General features: G+C 44.7%; 37 protein-coding genes. 34 read left to right on the forward strand and 3 right to left on the reverse strand.

The window, feature by feature from the left end:
• The first annotated feature begins 52 nt into the window (after positions 1-52).
• Entirely contained in the window at positions 53-364 is a 312-nt protein-coding gene (locus tag RMX89_RS25910) for a DUF4440 domain-containing protein (protein ID WP_322690974.1), read from the forward strand.
• A gap of 94 nt (positions 365-458) precedes the next feature.
• Here RMX89_RS25910 and RMX89_RS25915 read toward each other — a convergent pair whose 3' ends face one another.
• A complete protein-coding gene (locus tag RMX89_RS25915) occupies positions 459-770 on the reverse strand; it encodes an RNA-binding protein (protein ID WP_322672219.1) in 312 nt (103 codons plus the stop codon).
• Between the two features lie 626 nt (positions 771-1,396).
• Here RMX89_RS25915 and RMX89_RS25920 point away from each other — a divergent pair.
• The 3 genes from RMX89_RS25920 (at position 1,397) to RMX89_RS25930 (ending at position 7,019) form a co-directional block, all read left to right on the forward strand.
• Positions 1,397-2,845 carry an efflux RND transporter periplasmic adaptor subunit gene (locus RMX89_RS25920; RefSeq protein ID WP_322690975.1) on the forward strand — a complete coding sequence of 483 codons (1,449 nt, stop codon included), beginning with the start codon at positions 1,397-1,399 and terminating at the stop codon, positions 2,843-2,845.
• 75 nt (positions 2,846-2,920) lie between these two features.
• The gene (locus RMX89_RS25925) at positions 2,921-6,232 is read left to right on the forward strand and encodes an efflux RND transporter permease subunit (RefSeq protein WP_322690976.1); all 3,312 of its coding nucleotides are present in this window, start codon (positions 2,921-2,923) and stop codon (positions 6,230-6,232) included.
• A 313-nt stretch (positions 6,233-6,545) separates the two neighbouring features.
• On the forward strand, positions 6,546-7,019 hold the full coding sequence (locus RMX89_RS25930; protein ID WP_322672222.1) for a GNAT family N-acetyltransferase: 474 nt from the start codon (positions 6,546-6,548) through the stop codon (positions 7,017-7,019).
• Between the two features lie 112 nt (positions 7,020-7,131).
• Here the strand turns inward: RMX89_RS25930 and RMX89_RS25935 are convergent, their stop codons facing one another.
• Positions 7,132-7,608, reverse strand: a complete 477-nt coding sequence (locus RMX89_RS25935; RefSeq protein WP_322672223.1) for an NAD(P)H-quinone oxidoreductase subunit N — start codon at positions 7,606-7,608, stop codon at positions 7,132-7,134.
• Positions 7,609-8,196: 588 nt separating this feature from the next.
• The gene (locus tag RMX89_RS25940) at positions 8,197-8,358 is read right to left on the reverse strand and encodes a hypothetical protein (RefSeq protein ID WP_322690977.1); all 162 of its coding nucleotides are present in this window, start codon (positions 8,356-8,358) and stop codon (positions 8,197-8,199) included.
• A gap of 279 nt (positions 8,359-8,637) precedes the next feature.
• Between RMX89_RS25940 and rplC the strand changes: the two genes are divergently transcribed.
• The 30 genes from rplC (at position 8,638) to rpsI (ending at position 25,303) form a co-directional block, all read left to right on the forward strand.
• Positions 8,638-9,270: a 50S ribosomal protein L3 gene (gene rplC, locus RMX89_RS25945; RefSeq protein WP_289799260.1), complete on the forward strand. Its 633-nt coding sequence runs from the start codon at positions 8,638-8,640 to the stop codon at positions 9,268-9,270.
• Between the two features lie 82 nt (positions 9,271-9,352).
• Positions 9,353-9,991, forward strand: a complete 639-nt coding sequence (gene rplD / locus RMX89_RS25950) for a 50S ribosomal protein L4 (RefSeq protein WP_322672225.1) — start codon at positions 9,353-9,355, stop codon at positions 9,989-9,991.
• Positions 9,984-10,298, forward strand: coding sequence for a 50S ribosomal protein L23 (locus RMX89_RS25955; RefSeq protein ID WP_069070779.1), 315 nt, complete (start codon positions 9,984-9,986; stop codon positions 10,296-10,298). The genes rplD and RMX89_RS25955 overlap by 8 nt, the downstream gene beginning before the upstream one ends.
• A gap of 154 nt (positions 10,299-10,452) precedes the next feature.
• Positions 10,453-11,316 carry a 50S ribosomal protein L2 gene (gene rplB / locus RMX89_RS25960; protein WP_322672226.1) on the forward strand — a complete coding sequence of 288 codons (864 nt, stop codon included), beginning with the start codon at positions 10,453-10,455 and terminating at the stop codon, positions 11,314-11,316.
• A 113-nt stretch (positions 11,317-11,429) separates the two neighbouring features.
• A complete protein-coding gene (gene rpsS / locus RMX89_RS25965) occupies positions 11,430-11,708 on the forward strand; it encodes a 30S ribosomal protein S19 (protein ID WP_012410721.1) in 279 nt (92 codons plus the stop codon).
• 108 nt (positions 11,709-11,816) lie between these two features.
• Positions 11,817-12,173 carry a 50S ribosomal protein L22 gene (gene rplV / locus RMX89_RS25970; RefSeq protein WP_069070777.1) on the forward strand — a complete coding sequence of 119 codons (357 nt, stop codon included), beginning with the start codon at positions 11,817-11,819 and terminating at the stop codon, positions 12,171-12,173.
• Positions 12,174-12,224: 51 nt separating this feature from the next.
• The gene (gene rpsC, locus RMX89_RS25975) at positions 12,225-13,007 is read left to right on the forward strand and encodes a 30S ribosomal protein S3 (protein ID WP_322690978.1); all 783 of its coding nucleotides are present in this window, start codon (positions 12,225-12,227) and stop codon (positions 13,005-13,007) included.
• An 80-nt stretch (positions 13,008-13,087) separates the two neighbouring features.
• Positions 13,088-13,513: a 50S ribosomal protein L16 gene (gene rplP, locus RMX89_RS25980; protein ID WP_012410718.1), complete on the forward strand. Its 426-nt coding sequence runs from the start codon at positions 13,088-13,090 to the stop codon at positions 13,511-13,513.
• A 3-nt stretch (positions 13,514-13,516) separates the two neighbouring features.
• Positions 13,517-13,744 carry a 50S ribosomal protein L29 gene (rpmC, locus tag RMX89_RS25985; protein WP_289799262.1) on the forward strand — a complete coding sequence of 76 codons (228 nt, stop codon included), beginning with the start codon at positions 13,517-13,519 and terminating at the stop codon, positions 13,742-13,744.
• Positions 13,745-13,750: 6 nt separating this feature from the next.
• Positions 13,751-13,999 (forward strand): 30S ribosomal protein S17, encoded by a 249-nt coding sequence (gene rpsQ, locus RMX89_RS25990; protein ID WP_094349093.1) that lies wholly within the window; start codon positions 13,751-13,753, stop codon positions 13,997-13,999.
• A 46-nt stretch (positions 14,000-14,045) separates the two neighbouring features.
• Positions 14,046-14,414: a 50S ribosomal protein L14 gene (rplN, locus tag RMX89_RS25995; RefSeq protein ID WP_099101129.1), complete on the forward strand. Its 369-nt coding sequence runs from the start codon at positions 14,046-14,048 to the stop codon at positions 14,412-14,414.
• Entirely contained in the window at positions 14,414-14,767 is a 354-nt protein-coding gene (gene rplX / locus RMX89_RS26000) for a 50S ribosomal protein L24 (protein ID WP_069070771.1), read from the forward strand. The genes rplN and rplX overlap by 1 nt, the downstream gene beginning before the upstream one ends.
• Positions 14,768-14,893: 126 nt before the next feature.
• Positions 14,894-15,442, forward strand: coding sequence for a 50S ribosomal protein L5 (gene rplE / locus RMX89_RS26005; RefSeq protein WP_104906405.1), 549 nt, complete (start codon positions 14,894-14,896; stop codon positions 15,440-15,442).
• 20 nt (positions 15,443-15,462) lie between these two features.
• Entirely contained in the window at positions 15,463-15,864 is a 402-nt protein-coding gene (rpsH, locus tag RMX89_RS26010; RefSeq protein WP_094349096.1) for a 30S ribosomal protein S8, read from the forward strand.
• A gap of 93 nt (positions 15,865-15,957) precedes the next feature.
• Positions 15,958-16,506, forward strand: a complete 549-nt coding sequence (gene rplF / locus RMX89_RS26015; RefSeq protein WP_322672228.1) for a 50S ribosomal protein L6 — start codon at positions 15,958-15,960, stop codon at positions 16,504-16,506.
• A 2-nt stretch (positions 16,507-16,508) separates the two neighbouring features.
• Positions 16,509-16,871, forward strand: a complete 363-nt coding sequence (gene rplR, locus RMX89_RS26020; RefSeq protein WP_099101131.1) for a 50S ribosomal protein L18 — start codon at positions 16,509-16,511, stop codon at positions 16,869-16,871.
• Positions 16,872-16,964: 93 nt separating this feature from the next.
• Entirely contained in the window at positions 16,965-17,492 is a 528-nt protein-coding gene (gene rpsE, locus RMX89_RS26025) for a 30S ribosomal protein S5 (RefSeq protein WP_322672230.1), read from the forward strand.
• 102 nt (positions 17,493-17,594) lie between these two features.
• Complete coding sequence (gene rplO / locus RMX89_RS26030; protein ID WP_322684762.1) at positions 17,595-18,038, forward strand: 50S ribosomal protein L15; 444 nt, start codon at positions 17,595-17,597, stop codon at positions 18,036-18,038.
• A gap of 74 nt (positions 18,039-18,112) precedes the next feature.
• The gene (secY, locus tag RMX89_RS26035) at positions 18,113-19,423 is read left to right on the forward strand and encodes a preprotein translocase subunit SecY (RefSeq protein WP_104906409.1); all 1,311 of its coding nucleotides are present in this window, start codon (positions 18,113-18,115) and stop codon (positions 19,421-19,423) included.
• A gap of 2 nt (positions 19,424-19,425) precedes the next feature.
• Positions 19,426-19,980, forward strand: coding sequence for an adenylate kinase (locus RMX89_RS26040; RefSeq protein WP_322672232.1), 555 nt, complete (start codon positions 19,426-19,428; stop codon positions 19,978-19,980).
• Between the two features lie 234 nt (positions 19,981-20,214).
• Positions 20,215-20,439, forward strand: coding sequence for a translation initiation factor IF-1 (infA, locus tag RMX89_RS26045; protein ID WP_006276978.1), 225 nt, complete (start codon positions 20,215-20,217; stop codon positions 20,437-20,439).
• Between the two features lie 117 nt (positions 20,440-20,556).
• Positions 20,557-20,670, forward strand: coding sequence for a 50S ribosomal protein L36 (gene rpmJ / locus RMX89_RS26050; protein ID WP_015129703.1), 114 nt, complete (start codon positions 20,557-20,559; stop codon positions 20,668-20,670).
• Positions 20,671-20,785: 115 nt separating this feature from the next.
• Positions 20,786-21,166: a 30S ribosomal protein S13 gene (gene rpsM / locus RMX89_RS26055; RefSeq protein WP_104906411.1), complete on the forward strand. Its 381-nt coding sequence runs from the start codon at positions 20,786-20,788 to the stop codon at positions 21,164-21,166.
• Positions 21,167-21,220: 54 nt separating this feature from the next.
• Positions 21,221-21,616, forward strand: a complete 396-nt coding sequence (rpsK, locus tag RMX89_RS26060; RefSeq protein ID WP_069070761.1) for a 30S ribosomal protein S11 — start codon at positions 21,221-21,223, stop codon at positions 21,614-21,616.
• A gap of 283 nt (positions 21,617-21,899) precedes the next feature.
• Positions 21,900-22,034: a hypothetical protein gene (locus tag RMX89_RS26065; protein WP_292725304.1), complete on the forward strand. Its 135-nt coding sequence runs from the start codon at positions 21,900-21,902 to the stop codon at positions 22,032-22,034.
• Positions 22,015-22,962, forward strand: a complete 948-nt coding sequence (locus RMX89_RS26070) for a DNA-directed RNA polymerase subunit alpha (protein ID WP_322672233.1) — start codon at positions 22,015-22,017, stop codon at positions 22,960-22,962. The genes RMX89_RS26065 and RMX89_RS26070 overlap by 20 nt, the downstream gene beginning before the upstream one ends.
• A gap of 31 nt (positions 22,963-22,993) precedes the next feature.
• A complete protein-coding gene (gene rplQ / locus RMX89_RS26075) occupies positions 22,994-23,344 on the forward strand; it encodes a 50S ribosomal protein L17 (protein ID WP_100901254.1) in 351 nt (116 codons plus the stop codon).
• Between the two features lie 117 nt (positions 23,345-23,461).
• Positions 23,462-24,310: a tRNA pseudouridine(38-40) synthase TruA gene (gene truA / locus RMX89_RS26080; protein ID WP_322690995.1), complete on the forward strand. Its 849-nt coding sequence runs from the start codon at positions 23,462-23,464 to the stop codon at positions 24,308-24,310.
• 121 nt (positions 24,311-24,431) lie between these two features.
• Entirely contained in the window at positions 24,432-24,887 is a 456-nt protein-coding gene (rplM, locus tag RMX89_RS26085; RefSeq protein ID WP_322672303.1) for a 50S ribosomal protein L13, read from the forward strand.
• Positions 24,887-25,303, forward strand: coding sequence for a 30S ribosomal protein S9 (gene rpsI, locus RMX89_RS26090; RefSeq protein WP_104906415.1), 417 nt, complete (start codon positions 24,887-24,889; stop codon positions 25,301-25,303). The genes rplM and rpsI overlap by 1 nt, the downstream gene beginning before the upstream one ends.
• The last annotated feature ends 114 nt before the right edge of the window (positions 25,304-25,417 follow it).

Raw genomic sequence — 25,417 nt, forward strand, 5'->3', positions numbered from 1 at the left:
CTTGCTACTATCCATATCTGGGTTCAAAGGATTTTATTAGTGGGATAGGTTCATGGATTTACTTGCTGACGAGTTCATTGAATTCGGAAGCTCAGGGCGTGTTTTTAATAAACAGCAAATTATCGAGAGCTTGCAGAATGAATCCATCCAACCTCTGACTCAAAGATTGATAACAGAATTCAAGACATTAGTTTTAGCAACAGGGGTTGTTTTAGTAACTTATCGTATAGTCAGACATATATCTGACAAACAACCTGTTCATTCGTTGCGAAGTTCCATCTGGAAATTAAACAACGAACGATGGAAAATGATCTTTCATCAAGGCACTTTAGTTAGAGAATCATCAGTGCAGTATAATGAGTAATTGGCCAAAATTATTTAGAATCAAAGAGAATCAAAGTTTTGCATAAAAAAGGCTCAAGCATTCCTGCCTGAGCCTTTTCTAAATTAGATTAAGCTTAGTAGCGGTTGTTGCTACGGTTGTAGCCGCCGCCACCACGGTTCCCAAAGGAACCACCACTTCTGTCTTCTTTGGGCTTGGCTTTATTTACTTTGAGGTCGCGACCAAGCCATTCAGCACCATCAAGAGCTTCAATAGCTTTCGCTTCTTCATCTTCTGAACTCATTTCCACAAAAGCAAAGCCGCGTAAACGACCTGTTTCACGGTCAGTGGGTAGTTGAACGCGCTTTACAGCACCATATTCTGCAAATACAGCACTCAGCGCATCTTGTGTAACATCATAGGAGAGGTTACCTACGTAAATTGACATCAAATGTCTCCAAAATCATAAGTTTGTAGAGATTTAGATTTCGGAGAGAAGTCTGTAATACCAAAAGGAAAAAGCCTGTCAATACTAAAAACAAACACTGTCGCCGAATTAATTCTCATTTCACTTGCCATGATGACATAGCAACCAACTTTCTGGGTAAAAGTTTGAAAAACTGTTATAAAAAGTTATATAAGCGGTTAATAGCTAGATGCTGGCTAGTCTAAAAACGGGTGAGGTTAAGTGAACCGCACCCACGAAATTGCTACATTAAATTTAGTTATGTCAGCCTAAGTCTAGTTACTTAATACTGCCAAGATTAGAAGTAGGGGTGTGAAAGTTCCGTATCTTCAGTAAATACAAGTCTTCTACTAAGGGCAGATTGCAAGAAATTTAAAAATATTTATACTGAGTTAAGAATTGCATCGTCAGCTAAAAAGCGGGCGACTCAATTTAATGAGTTAAAGTGGTGAGAAATTTTTTCAAATAAAAAGTAATTTTTGATACAAAATTCTGCAAGAACATAGCCAATTGACTCTCGCCGCTTTTCACTATTCATAATGTCTCAAAATTACTTGGTAATGCATGGCTGTTTAACCCAAAAAGCTCACCAAATACGAGAAAAATAAATGATTTTGGACAGAAATAAGCCGCACAAGCAGGCGAAAATCTCACCTTTGGCAGCCGCTAACCAGGTAATTAATACCAAGTTAAATTCAGTTATGAAGACTGATGTGGCTGTTGCAGATGTAAAAAATAGTTTTGACACAAAGGTGTCTTCCCCTTTAGCATCCAAATTATTGATTCCCTGTCTGTTAGGCATAGGACTGCTGACAGCGAATTGTGGAGCGCTACCCAAGGAAGAAGCGGCTGACGCACAATCTCAGAGTCCTCGTAGCGGACAACGTAGTGGTGCAACGGCTGTAGATGCGGCGATCGCTCGAACTGATACGCTACAAACACAACCAGAATACACAGGTAATACAACACCCTTCCGAATTGTGTCACTGCGATCGCAAGTAGAAGCTCGGTTGTTGGCTTTGAACCTTGATGTCGGCGATGCAGTAAAGCTTGGGCAAAACGTCGGGCGGTTAGATGATGCCATACTTTCGACCGAATTAAAGCAAGCAGAAGCAGAACTAGCAGCCCTCAAATCAGAAGTAGCTAGGGCAACCAATCAGGTAAGCAATGCTCGTGCAGACGTTGAACGGGCGCGCCTAGAAGTAGTACAAGCTCAAGCAGACTCAGAGCGGCAGCAGAGGTTGTTTAAGGCTGGAGCGATCGCGGAACAAACTGCGCAACAGGCGCGTACCCAGGCAAAAACAGCCGCCCAAGCACTCCGGGCAGCCCAAGAACAAGTACGGACAGAACAGCAAGCCGTTGCAGCTGCCCAAGGTAGAGTACTTGCTCAACAGGCATTGGTTGCTCAAACCAAAGAACGCAGGTCTTATACTCGGCTGGTATCTCCGATCGCTGGCGTAGTCACAGAAAAGGTGACAGAACCAGGCAACCTGCTGCAAGCAGGTAACGAAGTCTTGAAAATTGGAGACTTTAGCCGTGTCAAAGTCGTCGTCCAAGTTTCGGAATTAGAACTGGCGCAAATTCAAGTTGGGCAATCTGTACAAGTCCGTTTAGATGCCTTCCCCAAAGAAACATTAATTGGCAGAGTTACGCGCATTTCCCCTGCTGCCGATGCTACAGCTCGCTTGATACCTATAGAAGTAGTGATTCCCAACACTCAAGGTAAGATTGGTAGCGGACTACTGGCGCGAGTCAACTTTCAAAACCAGACTCAACAGCGGGTAGTAGTACCGCAAACAGCGATTCAAAAACAAGCAGGGGCAGCAAAGGCAGCACAGAAAGAGCAAGAAAACTCGTCGGGGACGCTATTTGTGGTGAAAGACACAGATGGTAAGACGAAAGTAGCGACGCGTGCAGTTACTTTAGGAAAAAGGGCTGATGGCAGAGTGGAAATTTTATCCGGTTTGCAAGCAGGAGAGCGCTATGTTGTTCGTAGTGGTAAGCCGTTAAAAGAAGGTGACACTGTAAGTCTTTCAATTCTTTCAGAAAAGCAATAGTAGGGTGGGGAGTAACCACCATATTAATGAAAAAAGTACTCAGTAGTCAGCACTTAGCACTTATCACTTAGTATCATGCAACAGGCAAATAATAATAGTGGCAATAGCGGATTTAGCCTGAGTGCGATCGCTATCCGCCAACACATTGGCACACTCATGCTCACCGTGGCAGTAATTGTCATTGGGGTATTTTTTCTCACAACGATCCAAGTCGATCTCCTACCATCAATTACCTATCCCCGAATTGGGGTGCGGCTAGAAGCCCCCGGTATTTCGCCAGAAGTAGCAGTAGATGAAATCACCAGACCTTTAGAAGAAGCTTTACGGGCAACTGAGAATGTAGTGCAAGTTTTTTCCCGCACCCGTGAAGGACAAGTCAGCCTCGATTTATACTTCCAACCAGGGGGCGATATTGACCAAGCCCTAAACGATGCTACTGCTGCTTTTAACCGAAATCGAGGACAACTACCAGATACGATAGAGGAGCCGCGCTTATTCAAAGTCGATCCTTCTCAATTGCCGGTTTATGAATTGGCGCTGACATCTGCCTCGTTACCAGGGAAAGATTTACGCGTATTTGCTGATGAAGAGTTAACGCGTGAACTCAGTGTAGTACCAGGAGTCGCTTCTGTTGACGTATCCGGCGGTGCAGAAGAAGAAGTACGAGTGCTTGTTGACTTAAACCGATTGCAAGCTTTGGGTGTCGGGTTAAATGATGTCTTAGATGAATTAACAGCCCGTAACCAAGATACTTCTGGCGGTCGGATTCTGGGGCAAAATTCCGAGCCATTGACTCGGACTGTCGGACGCTTTCAAAATGCTAAGGAAATTGAAAACCTTTCCTTGGAAGTTTCCTCCCCTGCCTCCCCTGCTTCCCCTGCTTCCCCTGCTTCCCCTGCTTCCCCTACTTCCCCTACACCTTCCCGCCGCGTCTACTTGCGAGACTTTGCAGAGGTAATTGATGATACAGAAGAACAGCGAGTATTTGTTTATCTGAATCGTCAGCCTGCGGTGAAATTTTCAGTCCAAAAGCAGCCTGAAGCCAACACGATCGCAGTTGTAGATGCTGTTAAGCGGCGAATCGAACAATTACGGCAATCAGGTTTAATTCCAGCAGACATGACTTTGAGTCCCACCACAGATGAATCTGTCTTCATCCGCAATTCTTTAAATGATGTGATCTTTTCAGGGATTTCTGGGGCATTGCTAGCAGCAGCAGCAGTATTGTTATTTTTGGGATCGTTCAGGCAAACATTTATTATCAGTTTGACGATTCCGCTGTGTACTCTAGCAGCGATCGCTTTAATGAAAATCTTTGGCCTGACTTTGAATGTTTTTAGTTTGGCAGGTCTAACACTAGGAGTCGGTCAAGCAATTGATACATCGGTTGTGATTTTGGAGAACATCTCCGAAAAAACAGGGATGACTCCCAATCAAAGAGAGATGGAGGCAGGGGAGCAGAGGAGCAGAGGAGCAGAGGAGAACGGGAGAAATTCCAAATTCTTTATAGACAGTGCGACTACTGCTTCCCAAGAAGTAGAATCTGCTTTAGTTGCTGCTACGGGTGCCAACTTAGTTTCTGTAGTGCCATTCCTCTTAATTGGCGGCTTTATTGCACTGCTATTTAATGAACTGATTCTGACAATTAGCTTCGCAGTCGCAGCATCTCTTGTGGTTGCGATTACAGTAGTGCCGATGCTGTCTTCTCGACTTTTGGGAATCCGCTGGTCTAGTCGGATTAGTGAATTTTGGCTGCTTAGACAGTTTAATCACCGATTTGAAGATGCGACGCGGGGATACAGTAACTTCTTAACCAAGGTTTTACGCTATCGGCTCCTCGTAGTAACTGCTGCTTTGGTAATTTTAGGCGGCAGTAGCTTCTTCATGTTTGGTCAAATTCCCCAAGAAATTTTACCCCGCATCAGTACCGGACAAGCTACCTTGAGAGCGCAGTTTCCTCCCGGTACACCTTTAGCAACTTCTGAAAAAGTTATGCAAATTGTCGATGACATTTTGCTCAAACAACCAGAAACAGAGTCTGCTTTCACAACTGTGGGTGGTAATTTATTTGGCAGCAGTACTACAGAAAATCCCTTACGTGCCAGCAGTACCATCAATCTAAAACCAGGCACAGATGTAGAAGCTTTCGTCAAAAAAGTAACTCAGGAATTTAACAAACTCAACTTAGCAGGAATTTTGCTGCGCCTCAATCCTGGTCAGGTGCGGGGTTTAATTTTGAGTAATTCTCCAGTGCAAGGGTCAGAGGTTGACGTGATTCTGCAAGGTGAGAATGAAGAAAACTTAACGCAAGCCGGGGCCCAAGTGCTGCAAGCATTACAAGAAAGAGCAAAATTAGCGACATTCCGGCCAGATGCCGACCCCCGACAACCGGAAATCCAAATTCGCCCCGACTGGGAAAGGGTTTCAGCTTTAGGGTTGAGCGCCGAGCAAATTGGTGCAACAGTTCAAACAGCAATTGAAGGTTCAGTTCCTACGCAAATTCAACGCGGTAATCGTTTAGTTGATGTGCGGGTGCAGCTAAATAAGGAAGCGATCGCGCGTCCTTCCCAGCTAGAGCAATTACCGCTATTTACAGAAAATAATCAACTAATTCGGCTTTCAGATGTTGCGAACATTCAAGAAGGTCAAGCGCCTGGTGAGGTGCAACGGATTAATCAGCGCCAAGCTTTTATTGTCGCCGGAAATCTCAGCGAGGGAGCTAGTCTTGGTGAAGCGATCGCAGAAGTCAATCAGGTACTTAAGGATGTAGACTTACCTGATGGTGTTTCAATTGTGCCTAGTTCTGCCCAAGAAACTAATCAGCAACTTCAGAATGCTTTAAAAACTTTGGGGGCGTTGGCAACGTTCTTAATCTTTGTAGTCATGGCGGTACAATACAATTCGCTAATTGACCCATTGGTAATTATGTTCACCGTACCACTAGCGTTAGCTGGGGGAATTTTTGGACTTTACATTACCCAAACTGCAATTGGCGCAACTGTAATTGTTGGTGTCGTCCTGCTGGTGGGAATTGTGGTGAATGCAGGGATTCTGATGGTGGAACTGGCGAATCAAATTCGAGAAGAAGTTGGTTGTACTCGCCAAATTGCGATCGTGAAAGCTGCTCCTCAACGTTTGCGCCCAATTATCATGACTACAGTCACTACTATCTTGGGACTGTTTCCTTTGGCATTAGGCATTGGTGAAGGTTCTGAATTTTTGCAGCCTTTAGGAATTGTAGTTTTCTTTGGGATGGCGATCGCAACGATGCTGACATTATTTATCATCCCTTGTTTTTATATTCTGCTGCACGATTTGCTTGGTGGAAATTGGGCAAAGCCAGTGTTAATCCGATTGCGTGGAGTTACGAAAAAACTTATCAGCTAATGAGCATTTAAGTTGCACATAGCGCAATACCGATTTTACTGGCGATCGCGATCGTTGTTTGTTTCTGGGGTGGTTATAAATAGAGAACTGTTTGCCATAGTTTCTCAACCTTATAACCATTTCAGACAGCCACATAGACATCGCCCTTGTTCAAACCATGCCCAGCCCTTCTCCCATCCTAAAAACAAAGTTTTCCAAAGTTTATGATGCTCAGGTTCAACAAAACGATACTCTTGACTGAGTAAGTGGACAAAAACTAATATCTCACTCCAAAGCATTCTTTCTTGTTTGTGCTTTTTGTGCTTGAAAGCTTATGCTGATCCGCCCCGCCACAATAACTGACGTACCCACAGTTTTACCAATGGTTGCCAAAATTTGTGCTTTGCATGAGTCTTGGGATTCCGCCAAATATGGTTTTCTACCGCATCCAGAACAGCGTTATGAGCAATGGTTGATGCGTTTGGCAAATAGCGGCGATGGACGCAGTATATTTCTAGTATCCGAAAATGAAGGGCAAATTGTAGGGTTTCTGGTAGCAACAGTTGAGCGAGAAATACCAATTTATCGGTTACAGGAATTTGCTTTTATTCATGATATCTGGGTCGAGCCGGAATATCGCCAAAACGGAATTGCGCGGCAGATGGTGATGCTAAGTATTGAACGCTTTCATCAGATGGGCGTCAAGCAAATTCGGCTAGATACAGCAATTGCTAACGAGGCTTCACGGCGGTTATTTGCATCTTGCGGTTTTCGATTCAGCATTATTGAAATGCTAAAAGAGTTATGAGTTATGAGTTAGGAGTTAGGAGTTAGGAGTTAGGAGTTAGAAGTTTTAAATTTTTAACTCCTCACTTTTCACTCCTCACTTTTGCAGTTTTCACTCCTCACTTTTGTAAGTGTTAGCTAGCTAACAGAGTTTTTTCTAGAGAAGTCCAACGGAAAGCGCGATCGCCACCCCTCTCAATGATTACTCTCACTCGTGGTTCTAGTTGAGGCAAATTCGTCAAATACTCAAGTTCCTCATTAGAAAGAATATGCCCTTCAATAATCCACAAGACCAGCCCCTTAGACTTTGGTGGTAGCTGTTCTAGATGAGAATTGAGAATTGGGGGTAAATAGTACACATGACCTACTGCGGCACCGCTACCAGTGCTTTTTTTTCCAAGATGAGGAGGTCTGACTCCATGAATTCTTGTGAGATACGCAGCTAAATCACCCAGTCCTTTAGCAGTAATGTGGAGGGTAGTATAGCCAGCTGCCCGTAGTCGGCGCTGATATCGACCTTCATAACCTCCTTCTAGAGGTACATACACTCCCAGAGCGCCAAACTTTTCCAGATCGCGGATTAAACCGTTGCCAGTGGTAATTAGTGCCATAGATTTTCGTCTTATCCCACTTAGATATTTCTATTATTTACTCTGAACCGATAGATTAAAAGCATTTTTTTTCGGTATTGAGAAGAGGCAGAGGGGCTCTTAGCTGGGAGCAGAGGGGAAAGAGGATGCAGAAGGCAGGAGGCAGAGTTCTAAAATGTTTGAATTTTGAATTGATTTCTCCCCCTTGCCCCCTGCGCCCTGCTCCCTTGCTTCTTTCCTACTCCCTAAAAATAGCTCTATAAATTACTGGACAAACATAAATAAATAATTTATATTATTAGATTGTGACCAAAAACGCAAATCAGGTTAACTTTTTACTGTCATTCTGAGGTAGTGTTAGCATCAAAAGCTGATGACTTAAATCCAAATTGGATAATCTAGCTCAGAGCGATCGTAGACTGGTAAACTAAGAAAGCTTTCAGGTCAATATTAGAGCTTATGGAAAAATAATTAAAGTTAATCCTAAGCTCCAAGGTACGTTTACTCCTGTGCCTCTAAAAAAGCAGGCAAAAGCTTAAACAATAGTTTAAAGTGTTTAAGGAAGTAAAGACTGAGCAGCAATGTTGGTTTCATGGCATTACGTCAGTCTCAGTTAACGGATACTGGGCGGTAGTAACCGCTTAAGTCCAACTGCAACACGGCAAGTAGCCAATCTCCAAGAAGCCGCCATATCAGGCGTGTACAAATCGGAAAACCTGCTGACAGCGCTGCTTCCAGAAAGTGCCAGAGCAATTGCTTGGACAAAAGCATTGCTGCACACAGCTTAAAGCTGTAGCGCCTTGCATTGATTCCAGAAGTTACTCCTTCCCAACGAGAAGAGACTTGTGGCTGTTCTAGCGATCTAATGAGTGAAGCTAAACAGATTTACCAAGCAGTAAGGACACGGTTTGTTGTGTCCAAAAGCATTTGGAGCGGTTTACTAAAGCCATTCCAAATTTCGCAGGCTAACCCAGCCTAAACTGATGCGTACAAAGCGTGTCCTCTAGAGTCCAATTCCAAGGTCAGCAAGTAGAAGGAGAACCAGTTACTGTGTCTGTAGGTATTCTCGGCACCAAGCTGGGCATGACCCAAATATTTGACGAAGCAGGAGTGTCTATTCCTGTAACTGTCATTCAAGCAGGGCCATGCACCGTTACACAAGTTAAAACGAAAGAAACCGATGGTTACTTTGCCATTCAAGTTGGTTATGGCGAAGTCAAACCCAAGGCACTAAACAGACCATTATTGGGACATTTGGCTAAATCATCTGCCCCAGCATTGCGTCACTTAAATGAATATCACACCGATAGCTCTAGTGATTATGCTTTAGGTCAAGAGATTAAAGCAGATATTTTTAGCGCTGGTCAAATTGTCGATGTCGTCGGTACAAGCATCGGTCGCGGCTTTGCGGGAAACCAGAAGCGCAACAACTTTGGTCGCGGGCCAATGTCACACGGTTCCAAAAACCACAGAGCACCCGGTTCTATTGGTGCTGGTACAACACCCGGTCGTGTCTATCCAGGTAAGCGGATGGCAGGTCGTTTAGGTGGAAAACGTATTACAATCCGCAAACTGACCATAGTGCGAGTTGACCCAGAACGCAACTTATTGCTAATTAAAGGAGCCATTCCTGGTAAACCAGGCGCTCTAGTAAGTGTTGTGCCTGCAAAAATAGTGGGATAGTCAAAAGTCAGTAGTCATTAGTCAGTAGTCATTGGCTAAAGACAAAAGACAATTGACAAATGACAAAGGACAAATAACAAAAATGGTTGAAAGCGTAGTTAAAAATTGGCAAGGAGAACAGGTCGGCGAGACGACCTTCGAGTTGCGCACTGCCAAAGAAGAAACAGCGTCTCATATTGTGCACCGCGCCTTAGTACGGCAATTGACCAATGCTCGTCAAGGAAATGCCAGCACAAAAACTCGTGCGGAAGTCAGGGGTGGCGGTCGTAAACCTTGGCGGCAAAAAGGTACAGGTCGCGCTCGTGCAGGGTCTATTCGTTCGCCATTGTGGCGTGGTGGTGGTGTAATATTTGGGCCAAAACCCAGAGACTTCAACCTCAAATTGAACCGCAAAGAGCGGCGTTTAGCACTGCGGACAGCATTTGTCAGCCGCATTGACGACTTGATCGTAGTAGAAGAATTTAGCACCGAGCTATCTCGCCCCAAAACTAAAGAATTAGTAGCAGCGCTTGCCCGTTGGGGAGTAGTACCAGAAAGCAAGGCACTGTTAATTTTGTCTGAAATTGCGGATACAGATAACGTTTATTTATCAGCCCGCAACATTGAAAATTTAAAACTAATTGCAGCCGACCAGCTAAATGTTTTTGATTTACTGCACGCTGACAAAATTGTAGTTACGGCATCAGCCCTAGAAAAAATTCAGGAGGTCTACAGTGCCTAGCTTTGACCCCCGCGACCTTGCTGACTTAGTACGTCGCCCAATCGTCACCGAGAAAGCGACCATCTTGATGGAGCAAAACAAGTACACTTTTGAAGTAATTCCAAAGGCATCTAAGCCAGAAATCAAGGCTGCGATCGAAGACTTGTTTCAGGTCAAGGTTGTAAAAGTCAACACCACTCTACCACCGCGCAAAAAGCGGCGCGTTGGTAAATTTATTGGTTATAAACCCCAATATAAGCGAGCCATTGTTACAGTCGCACCTGGGGATGAAGACAAGATTAGACAAGTTCTATTCCCAGAAGTCTAAAAATTTTAGATTTTAGATTTTAGATTTTAGATTGAGGAGTTGACTGAATAAGTACCGAAAATGGTGGCAATTAGTTAAACACTCATTAAATTCAAAATCAAAAGTTCAAAATCCAAAATTAAGTAAATCCAAAATCCAAAATCCAAAATAGATTATGGGTACTCGTTCTTATCGCCCTTATACCCCCAGCACTCGCCAAGTTACAATCTCTGACTTTGCGGAAATTACCAGAAGCGAACCAGAAAAATCCTTAACTACCTCGAAGCATCGCGCCAAAGGTCGGAATAATCACGGGCGGATTACTAGTCGTCGCCGGGGTGGCGGACACAAACAGCTTTATCGGATAATCGACTTTAAAAGGGATAAACATAATATTCCGGCAAAAGTCGCAGCAATTGAATACGATCCTAACCGTAACGCCAGAATTGCCCTTTTGTATTACCAAGACGGCGAAAAACGGTACATCCTTCACCCCAACGGGTTGAAAGTTGGAACAATAATTATTTCTGGACCGGAAGCTCCCTTTGAAGATGGTAATGCGTTACCGCTCTCGAAGATTCCCTTGGGTACTAGTGTTCACAACGTAGAACTGACCCCTGGTAAAGGTGGTCAAATTGTCCGTGCTGCTGGTGCTAGCGCTCAAGTTGTGGCAAAAGAAGGTAATTATGTAACTCTCAAGTTGCCTTCAGGAGAAGTCCGCTTGATTCGACGCGAGTCCTACGCCACCATTGGGCAAGTAGGCAACACCGATGCGAGAAACCTGAGTGCAGGTAAAGCCGGACGAAATCGCTGGAAAGGTCGTCGTCCTAAAGTTAGAGGAAGCGTCATGAACCCAGTGGATCACCCACATGGTGGTGGTGAAGGTAGAGCGCCTATCGGAAGATCGGGGCCTGTTACACCTTGGGGTAAACCCACATTGGGTGCGAAAACACGCAATCGCAAGAAACTTAGCAGCAAGTTGATTGTGCGTCGTCGTCGTAAGTCTTCTAAACGCGGTCGCGGTGGTCGTGAGTCTTAAAGAGTTAGGAGTTAAGAGTTAAGAGTTATAAGTTGAGAGTAAAATCTAACTCCTAATTACTAACTCCTCACTCCTCACTTGTAATTCCTAAATCCTAAATCCAAAATTGAACTATGGGTCGTTCTCTAAAAAAAGGTCCTTTTGTTGCGGATCATCTCCTAAAGAAAATTGAAAAGCTCAACGATAACAACAGAAAAGAAGTTATTAAAACTTGGTCACGAGCTTCGACAATTTTGCCCCTAATGGTAGGTCACACTATAGCTGTTCATAACGGACGCCAACACGTTCCTGTTTTTGTAAATGAACAGATGGTAGGACATAAGTTGGGTGAATTTGCCCCGACACGCACCTACAGGGGTCATGGAAAAAGCGACAAGAAAGCAGGTAGGTAGTTATTAGTCATTGGTCATTTGTCATTTGTTATTGGTCATTAGTTATTAACTTTCGACAAAGGACAAAGGATAAAGGACGAAAGACGAAGGACAAAATTGGAGAAAATTATGGCTACTAATACTACTGAAGTAAAAGCGATCGCTCGTTTTATCCGCATCTCGGCTTACAAGGTGCGTCGGGTACTCGATCAAATCCGCGGGCGATCTTACCGAGAAGCGTTAATCATCCTGGAATTCATGCCCTATCGCGCTACTGAACCCATATTGAAGGTTCTTAGAAGCGCTGCTGCCAATGCCGAACACAATGCTGGGTTAGATCGGACTCAACTAGTGATTACTCAGGCTTATGCCGATCAAGGGCCGCCGTTAAAGCGCTTCCAACCAAGAGCGCAAGGTCGAGCTTACCAAATTCGCAAACCGACGTGTCATATTACCGTAGCTGTTGCAGCTGCTCCAGAAAAATAAGCACGTTAACCAATAAATTGCGTAAAGTAAGAAATTTTAGAGGAAGCATTTGTGGGACAAAAGATTCATCCAGTTGGTTTTCGCCTGGGTATTACACATGAACATCAATCCCGTTGGTTTGCTGTTCCCGATCGCTATCCAGAACTTCTCCAAGAAGACCACAAACTCCGTCAATACATAGAACAAAAGCTGGGTAGACAAGCTCAAAACAACGCCGGAATTTCCGAAGTACGGATTGAGCGCAAAGCCGACCAAATCGACTTAGAAGTACGCACAGCTAGACCTGGCGTAGTAGTGGGTCGCGGTGGACAAGGTATTGAATCCTTACGTACCGGACTCCAAGGACTGTTGGGTAGTAATCGTCAAATCCGCATTAACGTAGTTGAAGTTCAACGGGTTGATGCTGATGCCTACCTAATTGCTGAATACATTGCTCAACAATTGGAACGCCGCGTTTCCTTTCGGCGGGTAGTAAGACAGTCAATTCAACGTGCCCAACGCGCTGGCGTCCAAGGTATTAAAATCCAAGTTAGCGGTCGCCTCAACGGTGCGGAAATTGCCCGGACAGAGTGGACTCGTGAAGGTAGAGTACCTTTACATACCTTACGGGCTGACATTGACTACTCTTATTGCACAGCAAAAACTGTTTACGGCATTTTGGGTATCAAAGTATGGGTGTTTAAGGGAGAAATTATTCCTGGACAGGAACCAGATCCGTTACCACCAGCAAACCGCGATCGCGAACGTGACCCCCGCGATCGCGATCGTGAACCCCGTCGCCGTCAACAACAACGTCGTCGCCAGCAATTTGAAGACCGCTCAAATGAAGGATAAATCGTCATTAGTCATTAGTCATTAGTAAATGGCAGATGGCAAATGACAAATGACAAATGACAAATGACAAATGACAAACCATGTTAAGCCCTAGAAGAACTAAATTCCGCAAACAACAGCGGGGACGGATGGAAGGACTAGCCACCCGTGGTAGTACCCTCAACTTCGGTGATTTTGCACTCCAAGCTCAAGAACCTGCTTGGATTACCTCGCGTCAAATCGAGGCTTCCCGTCGGGCAATGACTCGTTATATTCGTCGGGGTGGACAAATCTGGATTCGGATTTTCCCTGATAAACCTGTAACCATGCGTCCTGCTGAAACCCGGATGGGTTCTGGTAAAGGTAATCCAGAGTTTTGGGTAGCTGTAGTCAAGCCAGGACGAATTTTGTTTGAAATCGGTGGGGTTTCTGAAGAAATCGCTCGTGAAGCGATGCGTTTGGCTTCATTTAAACTGCCCATCAAAACTAAGTTTATTGTGCGCTCTCAACCACAGGAGCAGGAGTAGCTTATGCCTCTTCCCAAAATTTCAGAAGCTAGAGAATTAAGCGACGAGAAGCTCTCTGATGAAATTGTCGCGATCAAAAGACAACTATTTCAATTGCGCTTGCAAAAAGCCACCAGACAATTAGAAAAGCCCCACCAGTTTCGACAATTGCGCCACCGCCTAGCCCAATTGCTGACGCTAGAAACAGAACGCAAACGGGCAGCAAGTCAATCGGCTAAAGAAGCAAAGTAGGAGATTATGGCAGTTAAAGAACGAGTTGGCTTGGTAGTGAGCGATAAAATGCAAAAAACTGTGGTAGTTGCCATAGAAAACCGCGCTCCTCACCCCAAGTACGGCAAGATTGTGGTTAACACCCAACGATATAAAGTTCACGACGAAGAAAATCAGTGTAAAGTAGGCGATCGCGTTCGCATTCAGGAAACTAGACCCCTGAGTAAAACCAAGCGCTGGAAAATCACAGAAGTCCTGAACGTCAAGCCTACTTAAACCTCATCGTTGTTAGAAACTAACAACATTACAAGGGAGAATAATTGTGATTCAACCCCAGACTTACCTGAATGTCGCAGATAATAGCGGCGCCCGCAAACTGATGTGCATCCGCATCTTAGGCGGAGGCAACCGTCGTTATGGTTTTATTGGCGATAAAATTATCGCAGTTGTCAAAGATGCTACACCCAACATGGCTGTAAAAAAGTCTGATGTGGTAGAAGCAGTAATTGTTCGGACTCGGAAAGCTGTAAATCGTGACAGCGGCATGAGTATTCGCTTTGATGATAACGCTGCTGTAATCATCAACAAAGACGGTAATCCCAGAGGCACACGGGTTTTTGGCCCAGTTGCACGGGAACTGCGCGATAAAAACTTCACTAAAATTGTTTCTCTGGCTCCGGAGGTGCTTTAATGGCAACCAAACAGGGTACGCCCAAAGTATTCCACAAAATGCACGTCAAAACTGGCGACACCGTACAAGTGATTGCTGGTAAAGACAAAGGAAAAGTTGGCGAAATTACTCAGGCACTTCCCCAACTGAGTAAAGTTATCGTCAAAGGTGTCAACATTAAAACCAAGCACGTTAAACCCCAGCAAGAAGGGGAATCAGGGCGAATTATTACCCAAGAATTCCCGATTCATAGCTCCAACGTAATGCTTTATTCCACCAAGCAAAACGTTGCTAGTCGTGTTGGTTACACCTTTACCTCAGAAGGCAAAAAGGTGAGAAAACTCAAGAAAACTGGCGAAATTCTAGATAAATAGTCATTAGTCATTGGTCATTAGTCATTAGTTATTTAGTAAAAACACAAATAACAAAAGACAAAGGACAAATAACAAAAGACAATAAAAGTTCCCTGACCAAGCCCAGGGATATCAGGACAAAAAACTATGGCGACAACAAGACTCAAAACCTTATATCAAGAGACGATCGTCCCCAAACTGATTAATCAGTTTCAATATACCAACGTCCATCAAGTACCGAAATTAGTAAAGGTTACGATTAACCGAGGTTTGGGTGAAGCAGCTCAAAATGCGAAGTCACTAGAGGCATCTATCAACGAGATTGCCGTAGTAACTGGTCAAAAACCAGTAGTGACACGGGCGAAAAAGGCGATCGCTGGCTTTAAGATTCGTCAAGGGATGCCTGTGGGGATCATGGTGACACTCAGAGCCGAACGGATGTATGCCTTTTTCGACAGACTAGTTAGCCTGTCACTACCCAGAATTCGAGATTTTCGCGGCGTTAGCCCTAAAAGCTTTGACGGACGCGGTAACTACACTTTGGGTGTGAGAGAACAGCTAATTTTTCCAGAAGTCGAATACGACAGCATTGATCAAGTGCGTGGGATGGATATTTCCATTATCACCACAGCAAAAAACGACGAAGAAGGACGCGCCTTACTTAAAGAATTAGGAATGCCTTTTCGCGATCAATAAGTTCATCTATAGAGGGAACGATGGCGGCTAACGACACAATTGCAGATATGCTGACGCGCATCCGCAATGCCAACCTGGCGCGGCATCAAACTACACAAGTGCCAGCGACAAAATTGACCCGGAGCATTGCCAAAGTGCTACGGGAGGAAGGCTTTATTGCTGAAATCGAAGAAGCAGAAGAAGGGGTAAAACGCAATCTGGTGATTTCCCTGAAATACAAGGGAAAAAACCGTCAGCCTCTGATCACCGCCTTAAAGCGAGTGAGTAAGCCTGGCTTGCGTGTTTATTCAAATCGAAAAGAATTACCAAGAGTACTAGGCGGCATTGGCATTGCCATTATTTCTACATCCAGTGGCATTATGACTGACCGCGAAGCGCGGCGTCAAAACTTGGGTGGCGAAGTACTTTGTTACGTTTGGTAATCATTAGTCATTAGTCATTGGTCATTAGTCATTTGTCATTAGTGAAAGACAAAGGACAAAGGACAAAGGACAAATAACAAAGGACAAAAAGTCATGTCACGTATTGGTAAACGTCCAATTACTATTCCCGCCAAAGTTCAAGTGGCGATCGATGGTACGAATATTGTGGTGAAAGGGCCGAAAGGAGAACTTTCTCGCACTCTCAGAGATAATGTCTCACTCTCTCAAGAGGGGGAAATATTACACGTAAATCGTCGGGATGAAACTCGGATATCGAAGCAATTGCACGGCTTGAGCCGCACTTTAGTTGCCAACATGGTCGAGGGAGTTTCCCAAGGTTTTCAGCGCCGTTTGGAAATTCAAGGTGTGGGTTATAGGGCACAAATTCAAGGGCGTAACCTAGTTTTGAATATGGGTTACAGCCATCAGGTGCAAATTGAACCACCAGATGGAATTCAGTTTGCCGTAGAAGGTACCACTAACGTCATTGTTAGCGGCTATGACAAAGAAATCGTCGGTAACACAGCCGCCAAAATTCGTGCTGTTCGTCCACCAGAACCTTACAAAGGTAAAGGCATCCGCTATGCCGGTGAAGTGGTCAGACGGAAAGCTGGTAAGACTGGTAAGGGTGGTAAGAAGTAGAAATGAAACTTACTCGTAGAGAATCAAAAAACCGTCGTCATCGGCGCGTTCGTGGCAAAGTTATTGGCTCCCCAGAACGTCCGCGTTTAGCGGTATTTCGTTCCAATGAGCATATTTATGCCCAGATAATTGATGATACTCAGCATCAAACCATCGTGGCAGCATCGACTGTAGAACCAGAGTTGAAATCTAGTTTAGCGTCATGTGCAAACCGTGATGCATCGGTACAAGTTGGGAAGTTGATCGCAGTGCGATCGCTAGAAAAAGGCATCACCAAAGTAGTCTTCGATCGCGGTGGTAACTTATATCATGGTCGTGTCAAAGCACTAGCTGATGCAGCACGCGAAGCTGGTTTAGATTTCTAAAGTCATTGGTCATTAGTCATTAGTTATTGGACAAATGACAAAGGACAAATGACAAATGACAACTGACAAATGACGTTCACCAGAGCATAAATTATGGCAACAGAGCGTAAAAGTAGAACAAAGCGTGCCAAAAAAGAAGAAACCACTTGGCAAGAGCGGGTTATCCAAATCCGCCGCGTAAGTAAAGTCGTCAAAGGTGGTAAAAAACTCAGCTTCCGAGCGATCGTTGTCGTTGGTAACGAACGCGGTCAAGTTGGAGTCGGAGTAGGCAAAGCTTCAGATGTAATTGGCGCAGTTAAAAAAGGCGTAGCTGACGGCAAAAAACACCTCATTGATATCCCAATTACTAAATCCAACTCCATCCCCCATCCCATTAATGGTGTCGGTGGCGGTGCAAAAGTGATTATGCGTCCAGCTGCACCTGGTACTGGGGTAATTGCTGGTGGTGCTGTGCGGACTGTGTTGGAATTGGCAGGAGTTCGTAACATCTTAGCCAAGCAACTTGGTTCCAACAATCCGCTCAATAATGCTAGAGCAGCAGTCAATGCTTTATCTACATTGCGGACTCTTTCTGAAGTCGCGGAAGATCGCGGTATTCCTATTGAAAGTCTCTACATTTAATTAGTCATTTGTCCTTAGTCAGTTGTCCTTTGTTCTGAACAAATGACCAACTACAAATGACAAATGACAAATGAGAAACGACAAATGAGAACTTGATAACTTATGAGACTCCATGATGTTAAGCCGCAAAAAGGCTCAAAGAAACGTAAGCGCCGTGTAGCTAGAGGTATTTCTGCTGGTCAAGGTGCTAGTGCAGGTCTAGGTATGCGTGGTCAAAAATCTCGTTCTGGTAGCGGGACTCGACCAGGTTTTGAAGGTGGTCAACAGCCATTGTACCGCCGCCTACCTAAACTGAAGGGCTTTCCGATTGTTAATCAGAGGATTTACACTACGATTAATGTAGAGAAGCTAGCCTCTCTTCCCGCGAATACGGAAGTAACTTTGACCTCATTGAAAGCCGCAGGTATCCTGACTGCTGTCAAAGGGCCATTGAAAATTTTAGGTAACGGGGAATTGAGCATTCCGCTCAAGGTACAAGCGGCAGCTTTCACAGGTTCAGCTCGTAGCAAAATTGAGGCAGCTGGTGGTAGTTGTGAAGTCTTATGAGTGAGCCGGAACAGCGCACTTAAATGCAAGCCAACTCGCTGCCAGTGCTTGGTTCACTATAAAGGTAGCACTCTATGATCAGTCGAGATAAAGCCCCAACGGCTCAAGAAACTTTTATGCAGATGGCGCAGGCAGCTGGTCTCAGAGGTAGGCTGCTTGTCACCGTCGGTATTTTAATTTTGGTTCGCCTGGGTATTTTCTTACCCGTTCCAGGGATTGATAGACCAAGATTTGCCGAAGCCATATCGGGCAGTAATTCCATATTTGGCTTATTGGATATATTTTCCGGGCGAGGACTTTCGACTTTGGGAGTCTTTGCTTTAGGAATTTTGCCCTTCATTAATGCGTCTATTATCATCCAATTGCTTACTGCGGCGATTCCATCTTTAGAAAATTTACAGAAAAATGAAGGCGAAGCAGGTCGGCGAAAAATATCGCAAATTACCCGCTATGTCACTGTAGGTTGGGCAATTCTTCAAAGTACAGCTTTTTCGGCATTATTCCTCCAGCAATTCGCCTTAAAGCCAGGGCCAATCTTTGTCGCTGAAACTGCGATCGCTCTGACTGCTGGTTCTATGTTCGTCATGTGGGCATCAGAACTAATTACAGAGCGGGGTATTGGAAACGGAGCATCTTTGTTGATTTTTGTCAACATTGTTGCGTCATTACCAAAAGCTTTAGGCGATACCATCGACTTGGTGCAAGTCGGCGGTCGGGAAGCAGTGGGTCGCGTAATCGTCCTGATCTTAGTTTTCCTCGCAACAATTGTTGGTATTGTGATTGTTCAGGAAGGAATGCGCCGCATCCCAATTATTTCGGCTCGTCGCCAAGTAGGTCGGAGAGTTTTAGCCGAGCAGCGTAGCTATTTGCCACTGCGGCTAAATCAAGGCGGTGTGATGCCAATTATTTTTGCTGCTGCCATCCTCAGTTTGCCACTGCTGATCGCCAATTTTACTAAAAATGCCGATTTGGCGAATATAGTTAACACTTATTTGAGTCCAAGCGGTTCTAGCTCTTGGGTCTATGCCTTGGTCTACATGATTTCCATTGTTTTCTTCAGCTACTTCTATTCTTCGTTGATTCTCAACCCAGTAGATGTAGCACAGAACTTGAAGAAAATGGGTTCTAGTATTCCTGGAATTCGTCCCGGCAAGGCAACTAGCGAGTATATCGAACGCGTGTCCAACCGACTAACTTTTTTGGGTGCGATCTTTTTGGGCTTCGTCGCTATTATCCCCACAGCCGTGGAAAGCGCTTTGAATGTAAAAACTTTCCGGGGCATCGGTGCGACATCTTTGTTGATTTTAGTTGGTGTGGCAATTGAGACAGCCAAACAAGTCCAAACTTATGTCATCTCTCAGCGCTATGAAGGAATGGTGAAATAATAGTGACGCGATTAATCTTCTTGGGACCACCTGGAGCGGGTAAAGGAACACAAGCTCAAACTTTGGCTGAACACTTGAATATCCCCCATATTTCTACTGGTGAAATATTAAGACAAGCCATGAAAGAGCAGACTCCTTTAGGAATAAAAGCTCAAAGCTATGTTGATAGCGGCGAGTTAGTACCTGACCAGCTAGTGCAGGACTTGGTACAGGAACGCCTCGATCGACCAGATGCCAAAAATGGTTGGATTCTTGATGGCTTTCCCCGAAAAGTGACCCAAGCAGCTTTTTTGGAGAAGTTACTCGAAGCAATACATCAAGGTGGCGAAAAGGTAGTCAATTTAGATGCACCAGATGAAATTGTCATCGCGCGTTTGCTAGCTAGAGGACGAAAAGATGATACTGAAGAAGTGATTCGTCGTCGTTTAGAAGTGTACCGCGCGGAAACTGCACCTTTAATTGATTATTATGGCGATCGCAAAAAACTCCTAACAGTCAATGGCAATCAGTCCCAAGAAGATGTCACTAATGAACTACAAAAGGTAATCGCTTCCTGAAAAAGAAAGGGCGAGGGCATGAGGGAGACAAGGAAGTATGGGAGGAGCTACCTACAGTAATTCTTTCCCAATGCCCAATGCACCATGCCCCATGCGCCATGCCCTTCTACAAAAAAAAGATCAATTTTAGCTAAGATATATTAATAAACTGTTGATATATTTCTTAAAATGTGTTTCTTTGCAGATGAAGCGCTGCAACTGAACACGAAATTGTTGAGTTGAGGAAAAAACAAATTGTCTAAGCAAGATTTGATTGAAATGGAAGGCACGGTTACAGAGTCCTTGCCCAATGCGATGTTTCGCGTTGACTTGGACAATGGTTTTAATGTGCTAGCACACATTTCCGGCAAGATTCGCCGAAATTATATCAAGATTTTGCCCGGCGATCGCGTCAAGGTAGAGTTAACCCCCTACGACTTGACCAAAGGCAGAATCACCTATCGACTACGAAAGAAGTAACTATATGTAGAGAATTATACCATAAAACCATTTTTTTGACTGTTTCTTAGTCATTTAACTGGATTAATTTTCCTAAAAATGCTATAATTTTATATTTGGAGTCAAAAAATAAAAGGCATGAAAGTTAGAGCCTCTGTCAAGAAAATTTGTGAAAAATGTAACGTGATCAAACGTCGTGGTCGCGTTATGGTGATTTGCGTGAACCCCAAGCACAAACAACGTCAAGGATAACGCTCTTACCAATAGAGCTAGTTGCAGGACGCATATCATCATTAAAACGAAAAGACGCGATTAATCACGTTTTTCCAACCAACAGTAATTGCGAGAACAATAGGGAGAGTTCATTGTGGCACGTATTGCCGGAGTAGACCTTCCACGCGATAAGCGCGTCGAGATCGGTCTGACTTACATCTATGGAATTGGTTTATCACGTTCTCAAGAAATTATAGCGGCTACTGGTGTGAACCCAGACACTCGCGTTAAGGACTTAAGTGATGCCGATGTGACAGCCCTACGAGGGGAAATAGAAACCAACTATCAAGTTGAAGGCGACTTGCGGCGCTTGGAGTCTTTGAACATCAAGCGCTTAGTTGACATTGGTACCTACAGAGGTCGTCGTCATCGTATGGGCTTACCAGTCAGAGGACAAAGAACTCGCACCAATGCCAGAACCCGTAGAGGCAGAAGGCAGACAGTGGCCGGGAAGAAGAAGGCTCCAGGGAAATAATTTTGCAACGCTTGCTAATGCGAGCAAGTTTTACCTTAAATCAACTAAACAAGTATGGCGAGACAACCAACTAAAAAAACCGGGAGCAAGAAGCAGAAACGGAATGTACCCAGTGGAATGGCCTACATCCAGTCTACTTTCAACAATAGCATTGTCACCATTACCGATCAAAATGGAGATGTCATATCCTGGGCTAGCGCTGGTTCTAGCGGTTTTAAGGGAGCAAAAAAGGGAACTCCCTTTGCAGCGCAAACCGCAGCTGAAAGTGCAGCTCGCCGAGCTATCGATCAAGGAATGCGCCAAATAGAGGTAATGGTCAGTGGTCCAGGAGCAGGTAGAGAAACCGCTATTCGGGCACTTCAAGGAGCAGGACTGGAAATTACACTGATTCGGGATATTACCCCGATTCCTCACAATGGTTGTCGTCCACCCAAGCGCCGTCGAGTTTAAATACCAAGACTTGGGCTGGGCAGTGAGGACGAAAAGTTACAGCCAGCAATGACCGCTTGAGCGTCTAACGTTCAAACTGTCATTGAGTTAAAGATTGGGCGACCAGAAGCACGTCAGATTTTCCCGTCAGGAAAGCTGTTAAACTTCGGGCTACCCAAAATATTATTAATCAATTTTGGATTTTAGGTTTGCGATTTTAGATTGAACCCGACTATAAGGGTGCTGGGCCTCGTGGATTTTAAGTTGATGATTTAAGATTTGTTCCGCCAATAAAAAGTGGAGCATGAACGAAAGAAGCACAATCCAAAATCCAAAGTCCAAAATCGAAAATTGGCAGTCAATTCTGGAGGCAATTGATTTGTCTGCTAGCAGCACCTTAGAAAAAGGGAGGCTCATCCGTGGCGCAGTTTCAAATTGAATGTGTAGAGTCGAATACCGAAGAAAGTCGGAACCATTACAGCAAATTTGTATTGGAACCTCTAGAACGCGGTCAAGGAACAACTGTTGGCAACGCACTGCGGCGGGTTTTACTGTCTAATTTAGAAGGTACAGCAGTTACAGCAGTGCGGATTGCGGGCGTTTCACATGAATTCGCTACAGTTCCGGGCGTGCGGGAAGATGTGCTGGAAATCCTCATGAGAATGAAGGAAGTTATCCTGAAAAACTATTCTTCGCAGCCTCAGATTGGGAGATTACTCGTTACCGGTCCAACAACAATCACTGCGGCGCATTTTGATTTGCCCAGTGAAGTAGAAATCATCGATCCGACCCAGTATGTAGCCACCATCGCTGAGGGTGGAAAGCTGGAAATGGAATTTCGGATCGAGAAAGGCAAAGGCTATCGCACTGTAGAGCGAGGACGTGAAGAAGCCACATCGTTGGATTTTCTTCAAATCGACTCGATATTTATGCCAGTGCGAAAAGTCAACTACAGTGTTGAAGAATCTCGTGGGGAAGGCTTGATTCCAAAAGACCGACTACTGTTGGAAGTTTGGACAAATGGCAGTGTTTCTCCTCAAGAAGCACTATCTTCTGCTGCTGCGATCTTGGTAGATTTATTCAACCCGTTGAAGGACATCTCCCTAGAACCAACAGACACAGGTTCGGATATTCCAGACGACCCAACTGCCCAGATACCCATCGAAGAGTTGCAACTTTCTGTGCGGGCATATAACTGTCTCAAACGGGCACAAGTTAACTCTGTGGCAGATTTGTTGGATTATACCCAAGAAGACCTCTTAGAAATTAAGAACTTTGGGCAGAAGTCAGCAGAAGAAGTCGTGGAAGCTTTGCAGCGACGCTTGGGCATCACCCTGCCAATGGAAAGAGGCTCGAAACACCCTTAAGAAAAACCTTCATAATTCATAGTGCATAATTATGCGTCACCGTTGTCGCGTCAAAAAACTCAGTAAACCAGCCGATCAACGTCGTGCTTTACTACGATCGCTCGCCACCGAGTTGATCCGTCATGGTAAGATTACCACCACTTTAATTAGAGCGAAAGTTCTCCGCAGTGAAGTGGAAAAAATGATTACTCTAGCTAAAAATGGCTCCTTGGCAGCACGTCGGGAAGCCCTTGGCTATATCTTCGACAAACAACTGGTTCACGCTCTATTTGAGCAAGCTCCAACTCGATATGGCGATCGCCAGGGCGGTTATACCCGCATCCTGCACACCGTACCGCGTCGGGGCGATAATGCGAAAATGGCAATAATTGAATTGGTTTAAGTCATTTAGTCATTGGTTATTAGTCATTAGTCATTGGTCATTGGTCATTAGTGAATAACAAATGACAAAAAACAAAAGACAAATGACAAAAAACAAATGACAAAGGACAAAATCTGTATGTTAGAAAGCCCCCAGCCTACACAAACTCATCGAGTAGCCTTGGTAATCCAATACCTGGGCACTCATTTTCATGGCTGGCAACGGCAAAAACAACACCGGACAGTCCAAGAAGAGATCGAAATTGCGATCGCGACTATTCTTGGGCATCATGTAACACTACATGGTGCTGGGCGAACCGATTCTGGAGTTCATGCTGCTGCTCAAGTAGCCCATTTTGAAGCAACAGGTTTTATTCCGCCTCACAAGTGGGCAACAATCCTCAACAGCTACCTGCCGCCAGATATATTAATCAGGGCTTCAGCTAGTGTCGATAACCGTTGGCACGCTCGCTTTAGTGCAGCCTATCGACGGTATCGCTACACAATATATACTGAAGATCGGCTTAACTTGTTTGTAAGACCCTTCAGTTGGCATTATTATTATGCACCCCTGGATGAATCTTTAATCCAAGCTGCCTTGAAACCTCTCTTGGGAAAGCATCACTTAGCTGCTTTCCACCGTGCAGGCTCAAAGCGATCGCATTCCTGGGTAGAGGTGCAAGCAGCAGAGTGTCGTCGCAGTGGGCCATTTATCCATATTGAAATACAGGCAGATGGATTTTTGTATGGCATGGTACGGCTGTTGGTAGGGATGCTGGTACAAGTAGGTTCTGGAGAACGAACACTTTCTAGCTTCACTGAACTCTGGAAACAAGAACGTCGGGAAGAAGTGAAATATGCCGCACCGCCTCAAGGCTTGTGCTTGTTGCGAGTCGGCTATCCCGATTTTCCCTTTCCAAAAGAGATTTGGTACGACACCTTGCCAAAGTTCGTCACTAGTCAAGAGTCATTAGTCATTGGTCATTAGTCATTGGTCATTAGTGAATAACTAAGGACAACTGACAAAGGGCAAAGGACAAATAACAAATGACAAAGGACAAATGACTAATGACAAATTAAAAATGATAAAGGACAAATGACAAATGACAATAGTTAAAACATACCTTCCTTCTCAAGCAACCCTTGAGCGTGAGTGGTACATAGTAGATGCCACCGATAAACGTCTCGGTCGCCTCGCCAGCGAAATCGCTCAGGTATTAAGAGGCAAAAAGAAACCCGAATATACGCCTCATTTAGATACAGGTGACTTCGTAATCGTCATCAATGCCGAGAAAGTAGCAGTTACAGGCAAAAAGCGCACTCAAAAGCTTTACCGCCGCCATTCTGGTCGCCCTGGTGGGATGAAAACCGAAACTTTCGCTAAACTGCAAGAGCGCATACCAGAGCGGATTTTAGAACAAGCTGTTAAAGGTATGCTACCTAAAAATAGCCTCGGTAAGCAGTTGTTCACCAAGCTGAAAGTTTACGCTGGGCCTACGCATCCTCATGATGCTCAAAAACCTAAAGAACTAAAAGTTAGTACAATTCCTGGAGAAGAAAATTAATGGTAGTAGCAGATGCTAATAGCGGTCGCGCCGTATACTGGGGTACTGGCCGTCGTAAGAACGCAGTAGCACGGGTACGCTTGGTTCCAGGCACCGGTCAACTGATTGTGAACGGTAAAGATGGAACCTTGTATTTCCAATTCAACCCCAACTACCTGGGAGTGATTAAAGCACCCCTGGAAACTCTAGGATTAGAAAACGAATATGACATTTTGGTAAAAGCAGAAGGCGGCGGCTTGACCGGACAGGCTGATTCTGTTCGCTTGGGAGTTGCTCGTGCTTTGTGCCAACTAGACCCAGACAACCGCCCACCTTTGAAAACCGAAGGTTATTTGACTCGCGATCCCAGAGCAAAAGAGCGGAAGAAATATGGTTTACATAAAGCTCGGAAAGCGCCTCAGTACTCTAAGCGATAAGCGATTGGGGACTAGGTACTGGGTACTGGGTAGAGTAAATTAGGTATTAAGGATTGAGTATTAGGAAAAGTCGGTTTTTTATCTCTTTCCCAGTCCCCAATCCCTAGTCCTCAG

This window comes from Nostoc sp. DedSLP04 (assembly GCF_034530775.1).
Classification (GTDB): domain Bacteria; phylum Cyanobacteriota; class Cyanobacteriia; order Cyanobacteriales; family Nostocaceae; genus Nostoc.

What these genes read in the sequence shown, in the direction of transcription:
- rpsQ (WP_094349093.1), top strand. Translation starts at nt 13,751, where the DNA reads ATGGCAGTTAAAGAACGAGTTGGCTTGGTAGTGAGCGATAAAATGCAA.
- rplD (WP_322672225.1), top strand. Translation starts at nt 9,353, where the DNA reads ATGGTTGAAAGCGTAGTTAAAAATTGGCAAGGAGAACAGGTCGGCGAG.
- RMX89_RS25940 (WP_322690977.1), bottom strand. Translation starts at nt 8,358, where the DNA reads ATGCTTTTGTCCAAGCAATTGCTCTGGCACTTTCTGGAAGCAGCGCTG.
- RMX89_RS26065 (WP_292725304.1), top strand. Translation starts at nt 21,900, where the DNA reads ATGAACGAAAGAAGCACAATCCAAAATCCAAAGTCCAAAATCGAAAAT.
- rplB (WP_322672226.1), top strand. Translation starts at nt 10,453, where the DNA reads ATGGGTACTCGTTCTTATCGCCCTTATACCCCCAGCACTCGCCAAGTT.
- rplE (WP_104906405.1), top strand. Translation starts at nt 14,894, where the DNA reads ATGGCGACAACAAGACTCAAAACCTTATATCAAGAGACGATCGTCCCC.
- rplV (WP_069070777.1), top strand. Translation starts at nt 11,817, where the DNA reads ATGGCTACTAATACTACTGAAGTAAAAGCGATCGCTCGTTTTATCCGC.
- rplO (WP_322684762.1), top strand. Translation starts at nt 17,595, where the DNA reads ATGAGACTCCATGATGTTAAGCCGCAAAAAGGCTCAAAGAAACGTAAG.
- rpmC (WP_289799262.1), top strand. Translation starts at nt 13,517, where the DNA reads ATGCCTCTTCCCAAAATTTCAGAAGCTAGAGAATTAAGCGACGAGAAG.
- RMX89_RS25930 (WP_322672222.1), top strand. Translation starts at nt 6,546, where the DNA reads ATGCTGATCCGCCCCGCCACAATAACTGACGTACCCACAGTTTTACCA.
- rplF (WP_322672228.1), top strand. Translation starts at nt 15,958, where the DNA reads ATGTCACGTATTGGTAAACGTCCAATTACTATTCCCGCCAAAGTTCAA.
- rplP (WP_012410718.1), top strand. Translation starts at nt 13,088, where the DNA reads ATGTTAAGCCCTAGAAGAACTAAATTCCGCAAACAACAGCGGGGACGG.
- truA (WP_322690995.1), top strand. Translation starts at nt 23,462, where the DNA reads ATGTTAGAAAGCCCCCAGCCTACACAAACTCATCGAGTAGCCTTGGTA.
- rpsK (WP_069070761.1), top strand. Translation starts at nt 21,221, where the DNA reads ATGGCGAGACAACCAACTAAAAAAACCGGGAGCAAGAAGCAGAAACGG.
- rplQ (WP_100901254.1), top strand. Translation starts at nt 22,994, where the DNA reads ATGCGTCACCGTTGTCGCGTCAAAAAACTCAGTAAACCAGCCGATCAA.
- rpsS (WP_012410721.1), top strand. Translation starts at nt 11,430, where the DNA reads ATGGGTCGTTCTCTAAAAAAAGGTCCTTTTGTTGCGGATCATCTCCTA.
- rplX (WP_069070771.1), top strand. Translation starts at nt 14,414, where the DNA reads ATGGCAACCAAACAGGGTACGCCCAAAGTATTCCACAAAATGCACGTC.
- RMX89_RS25935 (WP_322672223.1), bottom strand. Translation starts at nt 7,608, where the DNA reads ATGGCACTAATTACCACTGGCAACGGTTTAATCCGCGATCTGGAAAAG.
- rpsE (WP_322672230.1), top strand. Translation starts at nt 16,965, where the DNA reads ATGGCAACAGAGCGTAAAAGTAGAACAAAGCGTGCCAAAAAAGAAGAA.
- rpmJ (WP_015129703.1), top strand. Translation starts at nt 20,557, where the DNA reads ATGAAAGTTAGAGCCTCTGTCAAGAAAATTTGTGAAAAATGTAACGTG.
- secY (WP_104906409.1), top strand. Translation starts at nt 18,113, where the DNA reads ATGATCAGTCGAGATAAAGCCCCAACGGCTCAAGAAACTTTTATGCAG.
- rpsH (WP_094349096.1), top strand. Translation starts at nt 15,463, where the DNA reads ATGGCGGCTAACGACACAATTGCAGATATGCTGACGCGCATCCGCAAT.
- RMX89_RS25920 (WP_322690975.1), top strand. Translation starts at nt 1,397, where the DNA reads ATGATTTTGGACAGAAATAAGCCGCACAAGCAGGCGAAAATCTCACCT.
- rplR (WP_099101131.1), top strand. Translation starts at nt 16,509, where the DNA reads ATGAAACTTACTCGTAGAGAATCAAAAAACCGTCGTCATCGGCGCGTT.
- RMX89_RS25910 (WP_322690974.1), top strand. Translation starts at nt 53, where the DNA reads ATGGATTTACTTGCTGACGAGTTCATTGAATTCGGAAGCTCAGGGCGT.
- rpsI (WP_104906415.1), top strand. Translation starts at nt 24,887, where the DNA reads ATGGTAGTAGCAGATGCTAATAGCGGTCGCGCCGTATACTGGGGTACT.
- RMX89_RS25925 (WP_322690976.1), top strand. Translation starts at nt 2,921, where the DNA reads ATGCAACAGGCAAATAATAATAGTGGCAATAGCGGATTTAGCCTGAGT.
- RMX89_RS25915 (WP_322672219.1), bottom strand. Translation starts at nt 770, where the DNA reads ATGTCAATTTACGTAGGTAACCTCTCCTATGATGTTACACAAGATGCG.